The organism is Haemophilus haemolyticus (genome assembly GCF_003351405.1).
Taxonomy (GTDB): Bacteria; Pseudomonadota; Gammaproteobacteria; order Enterobacterales; family Pasteurellaceae; genus Haemophilus; species Haemophilus haemolyticus_N.
Window position 1 is genome coordinate 18,865 of record NZ_CP031240.1, and the last position, 16,981, is coordinate 35,845.

The 16,981-nt window shown below is 37.2% G+C and carries 15 protein-coding genes; 5 read left to right on the forward strand and 10 right to left on the reverse strand.

The features are described from left to right. The first annotated feature begins 6 nt into the window (after positions 1 to 6). From dnaX to hda, 4 genes are all read left to right on the forward strand, one after another. Positions 7 to 2,073: a DNA polymerase III subunit gamma/tau gene (dnaX, locus tag DV427_RS00085; RefSeq protein ID WP_114890868.1), complete on the forward strand. Its 2,067-nt coding sequence runs from the start codon at positions 7 to 9 to the stop codon at positions 2,071 to 2,073. Between the two features lie 135 nt (positions 2,074 to 2,208). After that, positions 2,209 to 2,835, forward strand: coding sequence for a uracil phosphoribosyltransferase (upp, locus tag DV427_RS00090; RefSeq protein WP_005634809.1), 627 nt, complete (start codon positions 2,209 to 2,211; stop codon positions 2,833 to 2,835). A gap of 111 nt (positions 2,836 to 2,946) precedes the next feature. Continuing rightward, complete coding sequence (locus tag DV427_RS00095) at positions 2,947 to 4,191, forward strand: nucleobase:cation symporter-2 family protein (protein ID WP_005628846.1); 1,245 nt, start codon at positions 2,947 to 2,949, stop codon at positions 4,189 to 4,191. Between the two features lie 70 nt (positions 4,192 to 4,261). Continuing rightward, entirely contained in the window at positions 4,262 to 4,957 is a 696-nt protein-coding gene (gene hda, locus DV427_RS00100) for a DnaA regulatory inactivator Hda (protein ID WP_114890869.1), read from the forward strand. Positions 4,958 to 4,985: 28 nt separating this feature from the next. On the opposite strand, the gene yciH is transcribed toward hda, so the two are convergent. The 7 genes from yciH to cmk all read right to left on the reverse strand — a co-directional run bounded on the left by yciH (position 4,986) and on the right by cmk (position 10,418). Continuing rightward, positions 4,986 to 5,306 carry a stress response translation initiation inhibitor YciH gene (gene yciH / locus DV427_RS00105; protein ID WP_114890870.1) on the reverse strand — a complete coding sequence of 107 codons (321 nt, stop codon included), beginning with the start codon at positions 5,304 to 5,306 and terminating at the stop codon, positions 4,986 to 4,988. A 5-nt stretch (positions 5,307 to 5,311) separates the two neighbouring features. Then, positions 5,312 to 6,004 carry an orotidine-5'-phosphate decarboxylase gene (pyrF, locus tag DV427_RS00110; protein ID WP_114890871.1) on the reverse strand — a complete coding sequence of 231 codons (693 nt, stop codon included), beginning with the start codon at positions 6,002 to 6,004 and terminating at the stop codon, positions 5,312 to 5,314. Positions 6,005 to 6,027: 23 nt separating this feature from the next. Continuing rightward, entirely contained in the window at positions 6,028 to 7,218 is a 1,191-nt protein-coding gene (gene lapB / locus DV427_RS00115; RefSeq protein ID WP_114890872.1) for a lipopolysaccharide assembly protein LapB, read from the reverse strand. Beyond that, positions 7,218 to 7,511 carry a LapA family protein gene (locus DV427_RS00120; RefSeq protein WP_114890873.1) on the reverse strand — a complete coding sequence of 98 codons (294 nt, stop codon included), beginning with the start codon at positions 7,509 to 7,511 and terminating at the stop codon, positions 7,218 to 7,220. The genes lapB and DV427_RS00120 overlap by 1 nt, the downstream gene beginning before the upstream one ends. Positions 7,512 to 7,591: 80 nt before the next feature. Next, positions 7,592 to 7,873, reverse strand: coding sequence for an integration host factor subunit beta (locus DV427_RS00125; RefSeq protein WP_005629286.1), 282 nt, complete (start codon positions 7,871 to 7,873; stop codon positions 7,592 to 7,594). Positions 7,874 to 7,994: 121 nt separating this feature from the next. Beyond that, complete coding sequence (gene rpsA, locus DV427_RS00130) at positions 7,995 to 9,644, reverse strand: 30S ribosomal protein S1 (RefSeq protein WP_114890874.1); 1,650 nt, start codon at positions 9,642 to 9,644, stop codon at positions 7,995 to 7,997. Between the two features lie 96 nt (positions 9,645 to 9,740). Next, positions 9,741 to 10,418 (reverse strand): (d)CMP kinase, encoded by a 678-nt coding sequence (gene cmk / locus DV427_RS00135; RefSeq protein ID WP_162790238.1) that lies wholly within the window; start codon positions 10,416 to 10,418, stop codon positions 9,741 to 9,743. Positions 10,419 to 10,712: 294 nt separating this feature from the next. Between cmk and DV427_RS00140 the strand changes: the two genes are divergently transcribed. Further along, positions 10,713 to 13,580: a TonB-dependent receptor domain-containing protein gene (locus DV427_RS00140; RefSeq protein WP_114890875.1), complete on the forward strand. Its 2,868-nt coding sequence runs from the start codon at positions 10,713 to 10,715 to the stop codon at positions 13,578 to 13,580. Positions 13,581 to 13,675: 95 nt separating this feature from the next. Here DV427_RS00140 and DV427_RS00145 read toward each other — a convergent pair whose 3' ends face one another. The 3 genes from DV427_RS00145 to recJ are packed head-to-tail and all read right to left on the reverse strand — an operon-like array spanning position 13,676 to position 16,789. Beyond that, a complete protein-coding gene (locus DV427_RS00145) occupies positions 13,676 to 14,365 on the reverse strand; it encodes a 5'-methylthioadenosine/adenosylhomocysteine nucleosidase (protein ID WP_114890876.1) in 690 nt (229 codons plus the stop codon). Next, positions 14,365 to 15,069: a thiol:disulfide interchange protein DsbA/DsbL gene (locus tag DV427_RS00150; protein ID WP_114890877.1), complete on the reverse strand. Its 705-nt coding sequence runs from the start codon at positions 15,067 to 15,069 to the stop codon at positions 14,365 to 14,367. The genes DV427_RS00145 and DV427_RS00150 overlap by 1 nt, the downstream gene beginning before the upstream one ends. Next, positions 15,062 to 16,789, reverse strand: a complete 1,728-nt coding sequence (gene recJ, locus DV427_RS00155; protein WP_114890878.1) for a single-stranded-DNA-specific exonuclease RecJ — start codon at positions 16,787 to 16,789, stop codon at positions 15,062 to 15,064. The genes DV427_RS00150 and recJ overlap by 8 nt, the downstream gene beginning before the upstream one ends. Positions 16,790 to 16,981 lie beyond the last annotated feature (192 nt).

The following is a 16,981-nucleotide window of genomic DNA, read 5'->3' on the forward strand; positions in this document are numbered from 1 at the left end:
GATTCGATGAGCTATCAAGTCTTAGCCAGAAAGTGGCGACCAAAAAAATTTGCTGATGTCGTTGGGCAAGAACACATTATCACGGCATTAGCAAATGGATTAAAAGATAATCGACTACATCACACTTACCTCTTTTCAGGCACGCGTGGTGTAGGGAAAACCTCTATTGCCAGATTATTCGCAAAAGGATTAAATTGCGTACATGGTGTAACGGCTACACCTTGTGGTGAATGTGAAAATTGTAAAGCCATTGAGCAAGGCAATTTCATTGATTTAATTGAAATTGATGCGGCATCACGCACAAAAGTTGAAGACACGCGCGAATTATTAGATAACGTGCAATATAAACCTGTTGTCGGAAGATTTAAGGTTTACTTAATCGATGAAGTCCACATGCTGTCTCGTCATTCATTTAATGCGTTGCTCAAGACTTTGGAAGAACCACCAGAATATGTAAAATTCTTACTCGCGACAACGGATCCACAAAAATTACCTGTAACCATTCTTTCTCGCTGCTTACAATTTCATCTCAAAGCATTAGATGAAACCCAAATCTCCCAGCATCTTGCCCATATTTTGACGCAAGAAAATATTCCTTTTGAAGAGCCTGCATTAGTTAAACTTGCAAAAGCGGCGCAAGGAAGTATTCGTGATAGCTTAAGTTTAACGGATCAAGCCATTGCTATGGGTGACCGACAAGTTACTAATAGTATTGTAAGCAATATGTTAGGGTTGCTTGATGATAACTATTCTATTGACATTTTGTACGCTTTACACCAAGGTAATGGTGAACTCTTAATGCGAACACTGGAAAGAGTTGCAGATGCGGCAGGTGATTGGGACAAATTACTTGGCGAATGTGCAGAAAAATTACATCAAATTGCACTCATGCAACTTCTTCCACAAAAATCTTCAGATGACAATGAACATTTTTCATTTTTAGCCAAACATATCTCTCCAGAAGATGTTCAGTTTTTTTATCAAGTGATTGTTTCTGGTAGAAAAGACTTATCAAATGCGCCAAACCGTCGTATTGGCACAGAAATGACATTATTGAGGGCATTGGCATTCCACCCAAAGTTCCTTACGGCAGTACCAAAGGCTAACACTACAATTACTCCACCGGCATCAACTCCAGGTGTGGTTGAAAATACAGGTAATTATGTCGATGTGCCAGTACTGTCGCAAAGTATCAAATCAGCTTATTCTCAAGCAAAATCAAATAAAACAGGCATTCCAAATTTGGCAAGTTTTTCGGCTTTAGATGCGCTTGAACATTTAACACAACTCGAAAACCAAGAACGTCAAGAACACAAAGCTGAATCATTAGCTGCAGTAAGTGAGACTTTACATCACATCCAAGAACTAGACGAAGAAAAATCGAATAAAAAAATGACCGCACTTCCTGTGCGCGAAATGTCTGCACCAAAATTAAAAAATGAAAAACTTTCCTCTTTTTCTCCTCAAATAGCTAGTATGGCTAAAGACGTAGCTATTGTTGAAAATTCTATGGAGGATAATGCCGAAATAATGCAGGAAGAACGGGAGATTTTAGATGCAGAGACTTATCGTTGGGAATGGAGTAATCCAGAGCTTGCTAAAGCCGATACAGGCGTTCGTCCTTCCGATATAAAACAGGCTATTTTGAAAGATATTACGCCTGAATTACGTTTAAAAATCATTACCCAAACTCAGCAACAAGATGAGTGGGCAGATATAGTTGAACGTTCTGGCGTAACAGGATTTAGCAAAGAATTAGCGTTAAATTGTTTCTTACAAAGCAAAACTGATAATGAAATCAATCTTGGACTACATTCAGAAAAATCTCATTTACGCCAAGACAGAAGCATAAAAAATTTGGTTGAAGCTTTAAGCAAATTGCAAGGTAAAGATATTCGATTAACAATTAATATTGATGATAGCAATGTCACGACGCCAATTGAATATCGCCGCAATATTTATCAAACATTGCGGGAAAAGGCTCAAAATGAGTTGCAAAAAGATAGTAAATTACAAATTTTGCTCAATGAGTTTGATGCAAAATTAGATGTCGATAGTATTCGACCGGTTTAAAGACTACATAGTGTTTAAAACTCCCATTTGAAATACATATAGGCGTAAGAATATTTTTATAAATCTCTACCATTTTGTATTTTTTTAATCTAGAATTCGTCAATTTGTTTTTTAAGAGCCAAAAGGAGAGTGAAAATGAAACTGGTTGAAGTAAAACACCCACTTGTAAAACACAAACTAGGTGTGATGCGTGAAGCTGAGATTGATACAAAAAAATTCCGTGAACTGGCAACAGAAATCGGTAGCCTATTAACCTATGAAGCAACATCTGATTTAGAAACTGAAAAAGTAACGATCAACGGTTGGAATGGCCCAGTAGAAATCGATCGAATTAAAGGTAAAAAAGTAACGGTTGTTCCAATTTTACGTGCAGGTTTAGGTATGATGGATGGTGTACTTGAACATGTACCAAGCGCACGTATCAGTGTAGTGGGGATCTATCGTAATGAAGAAACCCTTGAACCCGTCCCTTACTTCCAAAAATTAGCTAGCGATTTAGAAGAGCGCCTTGCAATTGTTGTCGATCCGATGCTTGCAACTGGTGGTTCAATGATTGCAACCCTTGATCTTTTAAAAGCAAAAGGTTGTAAACATATCAAAGTATTAGTATTAGTCGCTGCGCCAGAAGGTATTAAGGCTCTTGAAGCTGCGCATCCTGACATTGAACTTTACTGCGCTTCTATTGATAGCCACTTAAATGAACATGGTTACATTATTCCGGGTCTAGGTGACGCGGGTGATAAAATTTTTGGGACCAAATAATCCCCCAAAAATAAGAGATGGACGGCATTTTCTTGCCGTCTTTTTGTGTGCGTGAAACACAAGAAAAACTGACCGCACTTTAAGTTAATTCAAACAGAGAGTTGAAACTAAATGACAAATCAAACTTCTTCTTTCCCTTCGGAAAAACAAAGTACATTAAAACAATCCTTCGTTGGCCTACAGATGCTCTTCGTCGCATTTGGTGCACTCGTTCTTGTACCATTAATTACAGGCCTTGATTCTAATACAGCATTATTAACTGCAGGCGTTGGAACCCTACTCTTCCAACTTTGCACAGGCAAACAAGTTCCTATTTTCTTAGCCTCATCTTTTGCCTTTATCGCGCCGATTCAATATGGTGTTCAAACTTGGGGCATTGCGACCACTATGGGAGGTTTAGCATCTGCTGGTCTTGTATATCTAGCACTAAGCATGTTAGTAAAATTACGTGGAACAGAAGCATTACAACGCATTTTCCCACCGATTGTAGTTGGCCCAGTGATAATTATCATTGGGATGGGACTTGCCCCTGTGGCAGTTGATATGTCGTTAGGCAAAAATAGTGCTTATGCCTATAACGACGCAGTATTAGTTTCAATGGTAACTCTTCTTACTACTTTATCTGTAGCAGTGTTTGCCAAAGGATTGATGAAACTCATCCCAATTATGTTTGGTATTACTGCGGGCTATATTTTATGTTTATTCCTAGGTTTAATTAATTTCCAACCAGTGATTGATGCACCTTGGTTCAGCTTACCAAAATTAACTGCGCCTGAATTTAACCTAGAAGCTATTCTTTATATGCTACCAATTGCCATTGCACCTGCAGTAGAACACGTGGGCGGCATCATGGCGATTAGCTCTGTGACAGGTAAAGACTTTTTAAAAAAACCAGGATTACACCGCACTTTATTAGGCGATGGTTTAGCAACTGCAGCTGCATCTTTAGTGGGCGGACCACCAAATACAACCTATGCGGAAGTAACTGGTGCCGTAATGTTAACCCGAAATTTCAATCCTAATATTATGACTTGGGCTGCCGTTTGGGCTATTGCGATTTCATTCTGTGGAAAAGTAGGCGCCTTCCTATCAACGATTCCAACTATTGTAATGGGAGGAATTATGATGCTTGTTTTCGGTTCAATTGCAGTGGTGGGTATGAGCACCTTAATTCGTGGCAAAGTTGATGTTACCGAAGCGCGTAATCTGTGTATTATTTCTGTTGTCATGACATTTGGCATCGGCAATATGTTTGTAGATGTGGGTAACGTATCACTAAAAGGTATCAGCTTGTGTGCGATTGTTGCTATCATCTTAAACCTTGTTTTACCGAAAGCAAAAAATGAAGTAGAATAAGACTCCTTTTAAAAGGGTTAAATACAAATTTAGCCCTTTTTCTTACTTATAATCTGTAATACATAAATATTTGAATAAGCAGCTTCCCTTACCCATTCATCAAATTGATGATGCCACATTAGAAAACTTTTACGGCGATAATAATCTTTTATTGCTCGATTCTTTACGCAAAAATTCATCTGAATTAAAACAACAGTTTTTCTATATTTGGGGCAATAAAGGTTCTGGAAAAACTCATCTTCTTAGAGCATTCAGTAACGAATATTTAATCAATCAGCGTACTGCTATTTATGTACCGCTCAGCAAATCTCAATATTTTTCTACCGCAGTTCTTGAAAATCTAGAACAGCAAGAATTAGTGTGTCTAGATGATGTACAAAGTGTGATCGGCAATGATGAATGGGAATTAGCTATTTTTGATCTGTTCAATCGAATTAAAGCGAGCGGAAAAACGCTTTTGCTTATTAGTTCAGATAAATCGCCTTCCGCACTTTCTGTAAAATTGCCTGATTTGAACTCTCGCTTGACTTGGGGTGAAATTTATCAATTAAATTCCTTAACTGATGAGCAAAAAATTAGTGTGCTGCAACATAACGCTTATCAACGAGGAATTCAATTACCCGATGAGACAGCTAATTTTTTACTTACACGACTAGCACGAGACATGCACACATTATTTGAAGCCCTTGATCTACTAGATAAAGCCTCGTTACAAGCACAACGAAATCTTACGATTCCTTTCGTTAAAGAAATTTTAAATCTTTAACAAAAAAGGCGCTAATGCGCCTCTTTAATCATCCACCTGATAATTTAACGATAAACCCTTTTTGCTCTAACAATTGCTTGAGCAAATCACGCTTTTCACCTTGAATCTCAATAATGCCATTTTTAACTGAGCCACCACATCCACAACGTTTTTTTAATTCAGCAGCTAATTTTTTCAATTCCTCATCAGATAAATCTAAACCACTTATAACCGATACGCCTGCACCTTTTCTACCACTCGTTTGTTTTTGGATACGTACAACACCATCTCCTTTTGGGCGAACTACAGAAGCCGTTTCCTCTTTAATTCGACCCATATCTGTTGAATACACTAAAACAGAATCTGACATCATAATTACCCAATAGATGCATTAATAAAACGAAGAACCTCTGCTGGATTATCAGCTTTAGTAATAGGACGCCCTATCACTAAATAATCGGAACCAGCACGAATCGCAGCTGTAGGCGTCATCACACGTCTTTGATCACCAAAATCCGCTCCAATTGGACGAATCCCTGGGGTCACCAATTTAAACTCTTCTCCACAAGCGTTACGTAAAATTTCAACTTCTTGCGGAGAACAAACTACCCCATCCAAACCTGCCCGTTGGGTTAAATGAGCCAAGCGTAAAACTTGTTCCATTGGCGATGCATTAATCCCAATTTGTAATAAATCCAAATCTTCCATGCTAGTTAATACCGTCACAGCAATAAGCAATGGCGCATCTTTTCCATAAGGTTCAAGAATTCTCTTGGCTTCTTCCATCATTCGTAGCCCTCCGCTTGCGTGCAGATCTACCATCCATACCCCCAAATCAGCTGCAGATCTGACCGCTCTTGCTACAGTATTTGGAATATCATGATATTTAAGATCTAAGAAAACATCGAAATTACGTTGATGTAATTGTTTTACAAAATTAATACCAAGTGTAGTAAACATTTCTTTACCCACTTTTAATCGACACAAACTCGGATCAATTTGATCAACTAAAGCAAGAGCCTCTGCTTCTTTCTCATAGTCCAATGCCACAATAATTTTGCTTGTCATAATGTTACCTCGCTGAGTATCAATTAATTATGTTCTTGACTTGAAACTGGTTTAATACTTTCCCATTGACGGCAAGATGGGCAATTCCACAATAGCTTATGGATTTGATAACCACAATTTGTACAACGATAGGCCGATGTTTGCTTAATTCGTTCGCCAACCATTTTATGTAATAAAATTAGGCTTTCTTTTCCTCGCCCGTCTTCTGCATCATCAATTTGATACTGCATAAAACGGTGGAAAATTAAAGTACTTGGCTTTTTAGTGAGTTGCTGGTAAAGCTTAGCCTGAGCAGCAGACTTGCCATCTTTTTCTTCAATTAATTTGACTAGTGCTAACTCTACTTCATCATTATTAGTAATTTGGCCAGCACGAATTAAGAATAACTCAAAGTTATCTAACTGATTTAATTCTTCATAGCAATGTTTTAAAGGTGACAAAATTTCACCAGTATAATCTGGATTTTGCTCCAAAACATGTTCTAGTATTTTTGCTGCTTGTTGATATTGACCTTCAAGCATTTCTAAATTTGAGAGTAATAAAGAAGCGCGAACACAAGTAGGAGAAACCAACAAAGCTTTTTGTAAAATACTGCGTTTTTCAACCGCACTTTCAGGCTCTAAACTTTGTGAATATTCACAATAACATTGCGCAAGTTCAATATTATTCTCTTGTGGTTTTATTTTAGCGAGTTTTTCAGCAATATTAACCGCTTTTTTCCATTCTTTAGTTTTTTGATAAATCACTAAAAGTTGCTGTAAAGCATTTTCTGCAAACTCAGGTTCATCCACTAGCAAAATATAAAGATTTTCAGCTCGGTCAAAAAAACCAACCACCATAAAATCTCGAGCAAGCTGTTGCTTTGCGAGTAATTTTTGCTCAAATGTATAATTAGGACTAAGGTCTAAAGCTTGGTGAATACGCAATGCACGATCAACTTCACCTCTAGAGCGGAATAGATTGCCAAGTGTAAGCTCAGCTTCAAATTGGGAGTGGCTTTCGATTTCATTTTCAGTTTCTTGCTTCTGAAGCATGTCCAAAAACAAATCTACAGCTTTATCGGTTTGATTGGAAAGTAGGAAGTTTACCCCCGTAACATAATCTCGGGAGAGTTTATTACTAATGTCATCTTGATCTTTCTTTGCACTACGCTGCCCCATGTACCAACCATAGGCTGCAGCGATAGGCAATAGTAGAAAGAGTAATTCTAGCATCAGGCGACCTTATCGCGCACAGTAGTCAACTCGTTGATTTGTAAAGTTTGGCGCTTAACTTGACGAGCCAATGCCATATTTTTAAGTTTTAACTTAAGATAGAAAAAAGCGGTGGTTAACCAGCCAAGAATTAAACCTAATCCAAATAAAATAGCAACAAGAGTTGATAGTTGGAGCTGACTTTCCGCCACGATATAATTAAATGTAATAACTTGATCGTTATTTGCTCCAACGGTAATTGCAACCAACACGATAGCGATAAAAATCACAATCCCTAAAATATATTTAATCATAACATTTCCTTAAAATATGGCTTTTCTAAATAATGTCAAACGTTGTAGTTTAAGAGGCATATTCGAGCATTTTAATTTTATTAATAAATATCTACACGCTCTTTTAATTCTTTACCAGCTTTAAAGTGTGGCACAGATTTAGCTTCTAATTTAACAGAATCACCCGTTTTTGGATTACGCCCTAAACGAGGGTTACGATAATGTAGTGAAAAACTTCCAAATCCTCTCAACTCAACACGATCGCCATTTTCAAGAGATTGAGAAATAAACTCCAAAATATCTTTTACCATATTTTCGATTTCTTTTACGGGTAAAGTCGGATGTTTCGCTAATAATTTTTCTATAAGTTCTGACTTAGTCATCGTCTTTTCTCCCTTAATATTATTCAAATTAAGATTTATTGCTAATACATTATTTCAATGTATTAGCAATAAGCCCTAAAAATAAGGCTGGACATGAGCCCAGCCTTATTACGTGAATTAATTATTCACCTTTAGCTGCTTTGAAAGCTTCAGCCATTGCATTTGGAATAGCAACTTCTTCTTGTTTGTTATTCACATTTGCAACTGCAGCAGCTTCTTCAGCTTGATCTTTTGCTTTCACTGATAAGTGAACGATACGAGATTTACGATCTACACCAGTGTATTTTGCTTCAACTACATCTCCTGCAGAAACTTCATTTGTTAAATCAGCTGCACGGATATAACCTTCAACACCGCCTGCTAATTCAACCTTAGCACCTTTTGCATCGGCTTCAACTACTGTTGCAGATACTACAGCGCCTTTTTTATTGATCGCTACAAAGTTATTGAATGGATCTTCTTCAAGTTGTTTGATACCTAAAGAGATACGCTCTTTCAGTGCGTCAACTGCTAATACTACTGCAGAAACTTCGTCACCTTTTTTGTAGTTACGAACTGCTTCTTCACCTGATACATTCCAAGAAATATCAGATAAGTGAACTAAACCATCGATACCACCTTCAAGACCGATGAAGATACCGAAATCAGTGATAGACTTGATTCTACCAGTTACTTTATCGCCTTTATTGTGAGTTTCAGCAAATTGAGTCCATGGGTTAGCTTTGCATTGTTTTAAGCCTAAAGAAATACGACGACGTTCTTCATCAATTTCTAATACCATTACTTCTACAGTATCGCCTAAGCTAACAACTTTAGATGGGTGGATATTTTTGTTAGTCCAATCCATTTCAGAAACGTGAACTAAACCTTCAACACCATCTAAGATCTCAACGAAACAGCCATAGTCTGTTAAGTTAGTTACTTTACCAGTTAATTTGCTGTTTACTGGGTGATTTTCAGCAATTGCAGCCCATGGATCTTGGCCTAATTGTTTTAATCCTAAAGATACACGAGTACGATCTTTATCAAATTTTAACACTTTAACAGTAACTTCATCGCCAACATTCACGATTTCGCTTGGATGTTTAACACGTTTCCAAGCCATATCTGTGATATGTAATAAACCGTCAACACCACCAAGATCAACGAATGCACCGTACTCAGTTAAGTTTTTAACGATACCTTTAACTTCTGAACCTTCAACAAGATTTTCTAATACTTGTTCACGTTCTTGGCTATTTTCAGATTCAATCACTGCACGACGAGAAACAACAACGTTGTTACGTTTTTGATCTAATTTGATTACTTTGAATTCTAATTCTTTACCAAGTAAGTGATCTGCTTCACGCGCTGGACGAGTATCAACTAAAGAACCTGGTAAGAATGCACGAACACCGTTTAACTCAACTGTGAAACCACCTTTCACTTTGCCGTTGATTAAACCGATAACGGTCGCTTTTTCTTCGTAAGCTTTTTCTAATTCAATCCAAGATTCGTGACGAACAGCTTTCTCACGAGAAAGTTTAGTTTCACCGAAACCATCTTCAACTGCATCTAATGCAACATTTACAGTATCGCCAACTTGGATTTCAAGTTCGCCTTGTGCATTTAGAAATTCAGCAACTGGGATTGCAGACTCAGATTTTAAACCTGCATCAACAAGCACAAAGCCTTTTTGGATAGCTACTACAGTACCGCTAACGATTGAACCTTGACGAGTTTCAAGGCCTTTTAATGATTCTTCAAAAAGTTGAGCAAAAGATTCTGACATATAAATAATCTTCTTAATTTAAGTTAATAACATCCACATTAAAATCCATAAAATGCGGGGTTGAGGATAAATGCTTATTCTTCCTTGAACAAACAGTTAAATCGAAACTGACACCTTTTCTTGAATATAAGCTAACGCCTGATCAATAACTTCACCAATACTCAACGTTGTGCTATCCAATAACAAAGCATCATCAGCCGGTTTTAGAGGCGCAACCTCTCGATTTCTATCACGAAAATCACGCTCTTTTATCTCGGCTAAAATCTGCTCAAAGTTACCATTTATTCCTTTATTTTGCAACTGCTTATAACGTCTTTTTGCACGTTCTTCAGCACTCGCATCTAAAAATAACTTCACTTGAGCATTTGGGAATACCACAGTCCCCATATCTCTACCATCAGCAATTAATCCATCATTTTTCGCAAAATCTTGCTGAAGTTGTAGCAAAGCTGACCGCACTTCTGGAAACACGGCTACTTTAGATGCGGCATCAGCGACTTCTTGAGTGCGAATTAAATGGCTTACATTCATGCCAGCAAGCAAAATATTCACCTCGCCATTTTGAGGAATAAATTGAATATCTAAGTAGCGAGCTAATTCAGCTAGTGCCGATTCATTTGTTAAATCAGTTTTACGTTGTAATGCCGCCAATGCTGTAACGCGATAAATTGCTCCACTATCCAATAACGCATAACCTAGCTTTTCTGCCAAAGCGTAACAAAGCGTACCTTTCCCCGCACCGCTAGGCCCATCAACGGTAATAATTGTTCCCATATAACTTATCCTTTACTTATCAAAAGTTGACGTATTATAAAGATAAACGCTCTATTTCGCTATTGCCACCTTTCAAACTTAATTCAAGATCCACTAACAAAGAGTAAAAAATAACAAACTCGCACCTATCAGCTTTTTTTTAGTTAAAAAGCTAACCAAATTATCCCCCATCCTTTAAAATTAATTTTTTTCATTTTTTTAGAGTTTTATATTAATTTTAATAAAAAGCCATTGAGTTTTACGAAATACAATAAGATAATGAGAATCTTTCTCAAAAAGTAATAAGGATATGTAATGAAGAAAGCTATTAAATTAAATTTAATCACACTCTGCTTAATCAATACCCTTAATGTTTCTATCGTTGATGCAAAAGCTGAAGAAACATTAGATCAAATTGATGTAGTAGAAAAAAATGTCGCCAACGATAAAAAACCTTTTACGGAAGCGAAAGCAAAAAGCACCCGAGAGCATATTTTTAAAGAAACCCAAACTATCGATCAAGTTATTCGAAGTATTCCTGGTGCTTTTACTCAACAAGATAAAGGCTCTGGCGTAGTTTCTGTTAATATTCGTGGCGAAAATGGGTTAGGTCGTGTCAATACAATGGTCGATGGTGTCACACAAACCTTTTATTCCACCTCAATGGATTCAGGACAATCTGGTGGTAGCTCTCAATTTGGTGCAACGATAGATCCCAATTTTATTGCTGGTGTAGATGTCAATAAAAGTAATTTTTCCGGTTCCAATGGTATAAATACCTTGTCTGGAAGTGCTAATTTTCGAACATTAGGCGTTAATGATGTTATTACTGATGACAAACCATTTGGGCTCATCGTAAAAGGAATGACGGGGAGCAATGCAACTAAATCGAATTTTATGACAATGGCTGCAGGCAGAAAATGGCTTGATAATGGCGGTTATATTGGTGTGGTATATGGTTACAGTCAACGTGAGGTTTCACAAGATTATCGTATCGGAGGGGAAGAACGATTGTCTTCTCTTGGACAAGATATTCTTACTAAAGAAAAAGAAGCCTATTTCCACAATGCAGGTTATGTTTTAAATTCAGCTGGACAGTGGATACCTGATTTAAACAAAAACCATTGGTCTTGTAATGCCCCAACCCCGATGTTTAATGGTAGTACAGATCCAATTACAACTACTGATGTTACTGGTGCTACAGAAACAAGAACACCAGGTTGTATTACTCGGATTGAAAGAAAAGAAGAAAATTATGATTATATTAATGATGAAGAGACGCCTGATGAACCTCCTTACAATATATCTATCAGGAAAGTTACCTATGGAGATGAAACAAGAAAGAAAATTTTAAAAGAATTGGCAAATGGTATACAGCCTCAAAATATACCAGAACTACAAACAGATATTAAAAAGACTAATGACACCTTTGACGAAAATAAAGATCAATATAGTGTTGCACCAATTGAGCCAGGTAGTTTGCAATCTCGCTCACGTAGCCATTTGTTAAAATTTGAATATGGCGATGATAACCATACCTTAGGTGCACAAATACGTACCCTTGATAATAAAATTGGTTCTCGAAAAATCGAAAATCGTAATTATCAATTAAATTATAATTTTAATAATAATCGCTATCTTGATCTAAATCTAATGGTAGCACATAACATTGGTAAAACCATTTATCCTAAGGGTGGTTTTTTTGCTGGCTGGCAAGTGGCAGATAAACTTATCGCAAAAAATGTGGCAAATATTGTTGATATTAACAACAGTTATACTTTCTTACTGCCAAAAGAAATTGATTTAAAAACTACATTAGGGTTTAACTATTTTACCAATGAATACAGTAAAAATCGCTTTCCTGAAGAATTAAGTTTGTTTTATGTGAATGAATCACACGATCAAGGCTTATTTTCATACAGTCAAAAAGGGCGATATTCTGGTACACGAGGTTCATTACCACAACGTTCAGTAATCCTACAACCTTCCGGTAAACAAAAATTTAAAACTGTTTATTTTGATACCGCACTTTCTAAAGGAATTTACCATTTAGACTATAGTGTCAATTTTACCCATTATGCATTTAACGGTGAGTATGTAGGTTACGAAAATACACCAACACAAATTAATGAACCGATTTTACATAAATCAGGGCATAAAAAAGCGTTCAATCATTCTGCCACATTAAGTGCAGAGCTAAGTGATTATTTTATGCCATTTTTCACTTATTCACGCACACACAGAATGCCGAATATTCAAGAGATGTTTTTCTCTCAAGTGTCTGATGCGGGGGTAAATACCGCATTGAAACCTGAACGTGCAGAAACTTATCAACTTGGTTTTAATACCTATAAAAAAGGCGTTTTTACAAAAGAAGATATATTAGGAGTTAAGGTTGTTGGCTATCGTAGTTTTATTAAAAACTATATCCACAATGTGTATGGAGATTGGTCACAAGATGGTGTTCTTCCAGAGTGGGCAAGCCTCAATCGTTTTCGTCTGACGATTGCTCATCAAAATTATCAACCAATAGTGAAAAAAAGTGGAGCTGAGTTAGAGCTGAATTATGACATGGGATCTTTCTTTGCTAACTTATCCTATGCTTATCAACGTACGAATCAACCAACTAATTATGCCGATGCTAGTCCACGTCCTAATAATGCATCAAAAGAAGATATTTTGAAACAAGGCTACGGTTTATCACGTATCACTATGTTACCAAAAGACTACGGTAGGTTAGAGCTTGGCACACGCTGGTTTGATCAAAAATTAACTCTTGGTATCGCAGCACGTTACTATGGGAAAAGTAAACGAGCAACCATTCAAGAAGAATATATCAACGGTTCTCACTTTGAATTAAATACCGCGGGTGATAGAACTTACTATGCCGTTAAGAAAACGGAAGAGATTGAAAAACAACCGATTATTTTAGATTTACACGTCAGCTATGAACCAATCAAAGATTTGATTATTAAAGCTGAAGTACAAAATCTGTTAGATAAACGTTATGTTGATCCGTTAGATGCTGGAAATGATGCAGCTTCGCAAAGATATTATTCTAGCCTTAATGATAATTTATGCGGCAAAGGAGAGATAACTTGTGAAGGCGGGATAGATAAAACCGTTCTCTATAATTTTGCTCGAGGTAGAACTTTTATCTTGAGTTTCAATTATAAGTTCTAATGAGTTCATATAAAAGGCATAGCTAATAAACTATGCCTTTTTAAATAATGTTTATAATTCAATTTTAGAATTATTGTCTTATTAAGAGATTATTACTAGAGTCTATCAATCATTCCTAATACTAATGCCGAAGACTGTTTTGCAGCTAACGGTAAGAACTCTTCAAAAGACATACTTGCTTCACCATCTCCTCCATCAGAAATTGCTCGAACTACCACAAAAGGAACATTAAAAGCATAGCAAACTTGTGCAATCGCTGTGGCTTCCATTTCAACCCCCGTCACATTCGGGAAGTCAGCTTTTATTTGTGCAATTCTGTCTTCACTATTAATAAAACTATCGCCAGAGCAAATTAAACCACGTTTTACTGATTGACCTTGCTTTTCTGCAATTTCTTGAGCGAGGTCAGCCAATTTTTTGTCCGATAAAAATGCTGTGGGATTAGCGGGCAACTGCCCTTTTTCATAGCCAAAAGCTGTCACATCCACATCGTGATAGCGTGTTTCATCAGAAATAACAATATCCCCCACTTTCAAGCCTTTTGCTACCCCACCCGCAGAACCAGTATTGATCACAAAATCTGGCTTGGCTAATTGCAGCAATGCCGTCGTACCAATTGCAGCGGCCACTTTGCCAATACCTGATTGCAATAATGCAACATCTTTACCATTAATTTTGCCTTCAAAAATTACCGCACTTGCTACTCGAGTTTCAGTTCTCTCTGCCATTAAATTTTTTAAAATTTCTACTTCTTGCGCCATTGCGCCAACAATTCCGATTTTCATCACTTTTGTTCCTGTTCTATTTTATTTACCAAAAAATCTAACACAGCCACGCTATAATCATCGTTATAAAGCGTGCTCGCCGTGAGTACATATTTTCCCCCAATGACAACGTAAGGATAGGTAAAGACACCATACTCTTCTGTCAATTCAATCGCATCTTGAATTTGTTCTTTTACTCTTTCTGAATTTTCAGCCTGAATAAATAACTGCTTATCTAGCCCTTGTTCTTCCGCCCATTGTTGAATTTTATTTGTCGCAGACAATTCTGCATAACGGGATTTTTCTGAAGTTTCAAATAATAAAACATTAGATAATTCACCCGCACTTAGCGCTTGCAAGGTATAAAAAATGCGTGCGCTAAACTGGCTATCCGCAGTTGCAATAGGATATTGTTCCAACGCAACTTTATTTGTACGCATTTGGCTATAAAGTTCTAAAATATCTTGCGCTGATGAACATACGCGGCAGTCGTAATCAAAAAAGAATTGAATACGTATTTTTTTGTCCGCTCTAGGCGCTTGTTCAATAGGCTCTTGATAAGAAAAATAATCCCGCCCATCTTCAAAATGCATGACATCAGAAGATGGTAAGTGCGGTGGATTTTGAGTAGAAAATTCTTTTTGATTTACTTCGGCTAGAACCGATGATATAAACCCAAATAAACCTAATACGAATAATCCATAAAATTTCAAAACATTACTCATCAATAGCTTCAATATATTCCACTAAAAGCTGTACATTTCGGTTACCACGAAACTCATTAACATCCAATTTATATGCAAATCTTGCCTGTTTAATTGAAAGATCAGGATACAATCTTGTGTCAATATTAAACGCAACAGCGTCTAATAAAGGCCCACCTTGTTTTGGCTCCACTAACATTTTGAGATGGTTTTGATTTTGCCCAATTGCACGCTGATCTAAAATTTTGAATTCACCATCAAAACAAGGCTCAGGAAAAGCTTGTCCCCAAGGGCCTGCTGATTTTATCAGTTCTGCCGTTTCAAGATTAAATTCATTTGAATTTAATTCACCATCGGTCCAGATTACACCTTGTAAATGCTCTTCATCAAGCCAATCGGCAACGGTTTGATTAAAAATATGTTGGAAATCATCAAAGTGTTCTTCTCGGAGGCTTAATCCTGCAGCCATCGCATGACCACCAAATTTTAAAATCATATTAGGATGTTGTGAATGAATACGCTCTAAAACATCACGCATATGTAAGCCCTCAATAGAACGCGCAGAACCTTTCAAGATTCCATCACCATCTTTCGCGAAGGCAATCACAGGACGATGATATTTCTCCTTAATCCGAGATGACACAATACCCAACACACCTTGATGCCAATCTGGTTGATAAAGTGTAATCCCCGAAGGTAACTCTTTAAAAAGTGCGGTGAGATTTTGGCAAATTTCTAGCGCCTCAAGCTTCATGCCTGCTTCAATTTCTTTACGCGTTTGGTTGAGTTGATCAAGATCTAAAGCCAATTCTCTGGCTTTTAACATATCGTCCGCCAGTAAAAGCTCAACCCCAATCGACATATTGTCTAAGCGCCCCGCTGCGTTTAAACGAGGTCCGATACAAAAACCAAGATCACTTGAAGTAAACTGTTCAACATTACGGTTAGCCACTTCAGCCAACGCAACAATACCTGGACGACAACGCCGTGCACGAATCCGCATTAAGCCTTGATAAGCAAGGATACGATTATTCTGATCTAAAGGCACCACATCTGCGATAGTACCCAATGCCACCAGATCGAGCAAGTCAGTAAAATTAGGTTGTGTTTCTGCAGTAAAAATACCGAGTTCACGAAATTTTGCTCGTACGGCTAACATCAAATAAAACGCAACACCAACGCCCGCTAAGGATTTTGAAGGAAAACCACACTGACTTAAATTAGGGTTAACAATAGCATCAGCTGGCGGCAAAGTTTCGGGTGGTAAATGATGATCCGTCACTAAAACACGAACACCTTTCTCTTTCAAAAATGCAACACCTTCAAAAGATGAAACGCCATTATCCACTGTCATTAACAGCTGAACACCCTTTTCAATCGCCATTTCAGCCACAGGAATACTCAAACCATAACCCTGTTCAAATCTATTTGGTACAAGATAATCCACATCGGAAAAACCAAGTTGTCTTAAAGCAAGCACACTCAATGCTGTGCTAGTTGCACCATCGGCATCGAAATCCCCAATAATCACTATTTTTTGCTGTTGTTGATAAGCTTCCACTAATAAATTTATAGATTGATCAATACCATATAACTGATTTGGATTCAGCATTGATTTTAAAGTGCGGTCTAATTCTTCGGTGTTTTGAATATGGCGTGCGCGATAAAGGCGATCTAATAACGGATGGTTTGAAACAGAATTTCCAATTGGAATTTCACGGCGTTTGATAAGTTTTTTCACTGGATATTAATTCATATCTAAAAGCAAAAAGCTGTTGAAATCAACAGCTCTTTTATCTATACTTTTTCCTGTTGGTCAGGGCTTTTAACCCTGAATGCTGACAGGGGTTAAAAGCCCTACTGACCATTAGTCTAACTATTGTGTCAGCTAAGGATTTTAATAATGCCTAAATTATGTATTTATATCATAATC

What these genes read in the sequence shown, in the direction of transcription:
- dnaX (WP_114890868.1), top strand. Translation starts at nt 7, where the DNA reads ATGAGCTATCAAGTCTTAGCCAGAAAGTGGCGACCAAAAAAATTTGCT.
- upp (WP_005634809.1), top strand. Translation starts at nt 2,209, where the DNA reads ATGAAACTGGTTGAAGTAAAACACCCACTTGTAAAACACAAACTAGGT.
- DV427_RS00095 (WP_005628846.1), top strand. Translation starts at nt 2,947, where the DNA reads ATGACAAATCAAACTTCTTCTTTCCCTTCGGAAAAACAAAGTACATTA.
- yciH (WP_114890870.1), bottom strand. Translation starts at nt 5,306, where the DNA reads ATGTCAGATTCTGTTTTAGTGTATTCAACAGATATGGGTCGAATTAAA.
- pyrF (WP_114890871.1), bottom strand. Translation starts at nt 6,004, where the DNA reads ATGACAAGCAAAATTATTGTGGCATTGGACTATGAGAAAGAAGCAGAG.
- lapB (WP_114890872.1), bottom strand. Translation starts at nt 7,218, where the DNA reads ATGCTAGAATTACTCTTTCTACTATTGCCTATCGCTGCAGCCTATGGT.
- DV427_RS00120 (WP_114890873.1), bottom strand. Translation starts at nt 7,511, where the DNA reads ATGATTAAATATATTTTAGGGATTGTGATTTTTATCGCTATCGTGTTG.
- DV427_RS00125 (WP_005629286.1), bottom strand. Translation starts at nt 7,873, where the DNA reads ATGACTAAGTCAGAACTTATAGAAAAATTATTAGCGAAACATCCGACT.
- rpsA (WP_114890874.1), bottom strand. Translation starts at nt 9,644, where the DNA reads ATGTCAGAATCTTTTGCTCAACTTTTTGAAGAATCATTAAAAGGCCTT.
- cmk (WP_162790238.1), bottom strand. Translation starts at nt 10,418, where the DNA reads ATGGGAACAATTATTACCGTTGATGGGCCTAGCGGTGCGGGGAAAGGT.
- DV427_RS00140 (WP_114890875.1), top strand. Translation starts at nt 10,713, where the DNA reads ATGAAGAAAGCTATTAAATTAAATTTAATCACACTCTGCTTAATCAAT.
- DV427_RS00145 (WP_114890876.1), bottom strand. Translation starts at nt 14,365, where the DNA reads ATGAAAATCGGAATTGTTGGCGCAATGGCGCAAGAAGTAGAAATTTTA.
- DV427_RS00150 (WP_114890877.1), bottom strand. Translation starts at nt 15,069, where the DNA reads ATGAGTAATGTTTTGAAATTTTATGGATTATTCGTATTAGGTTTATTT.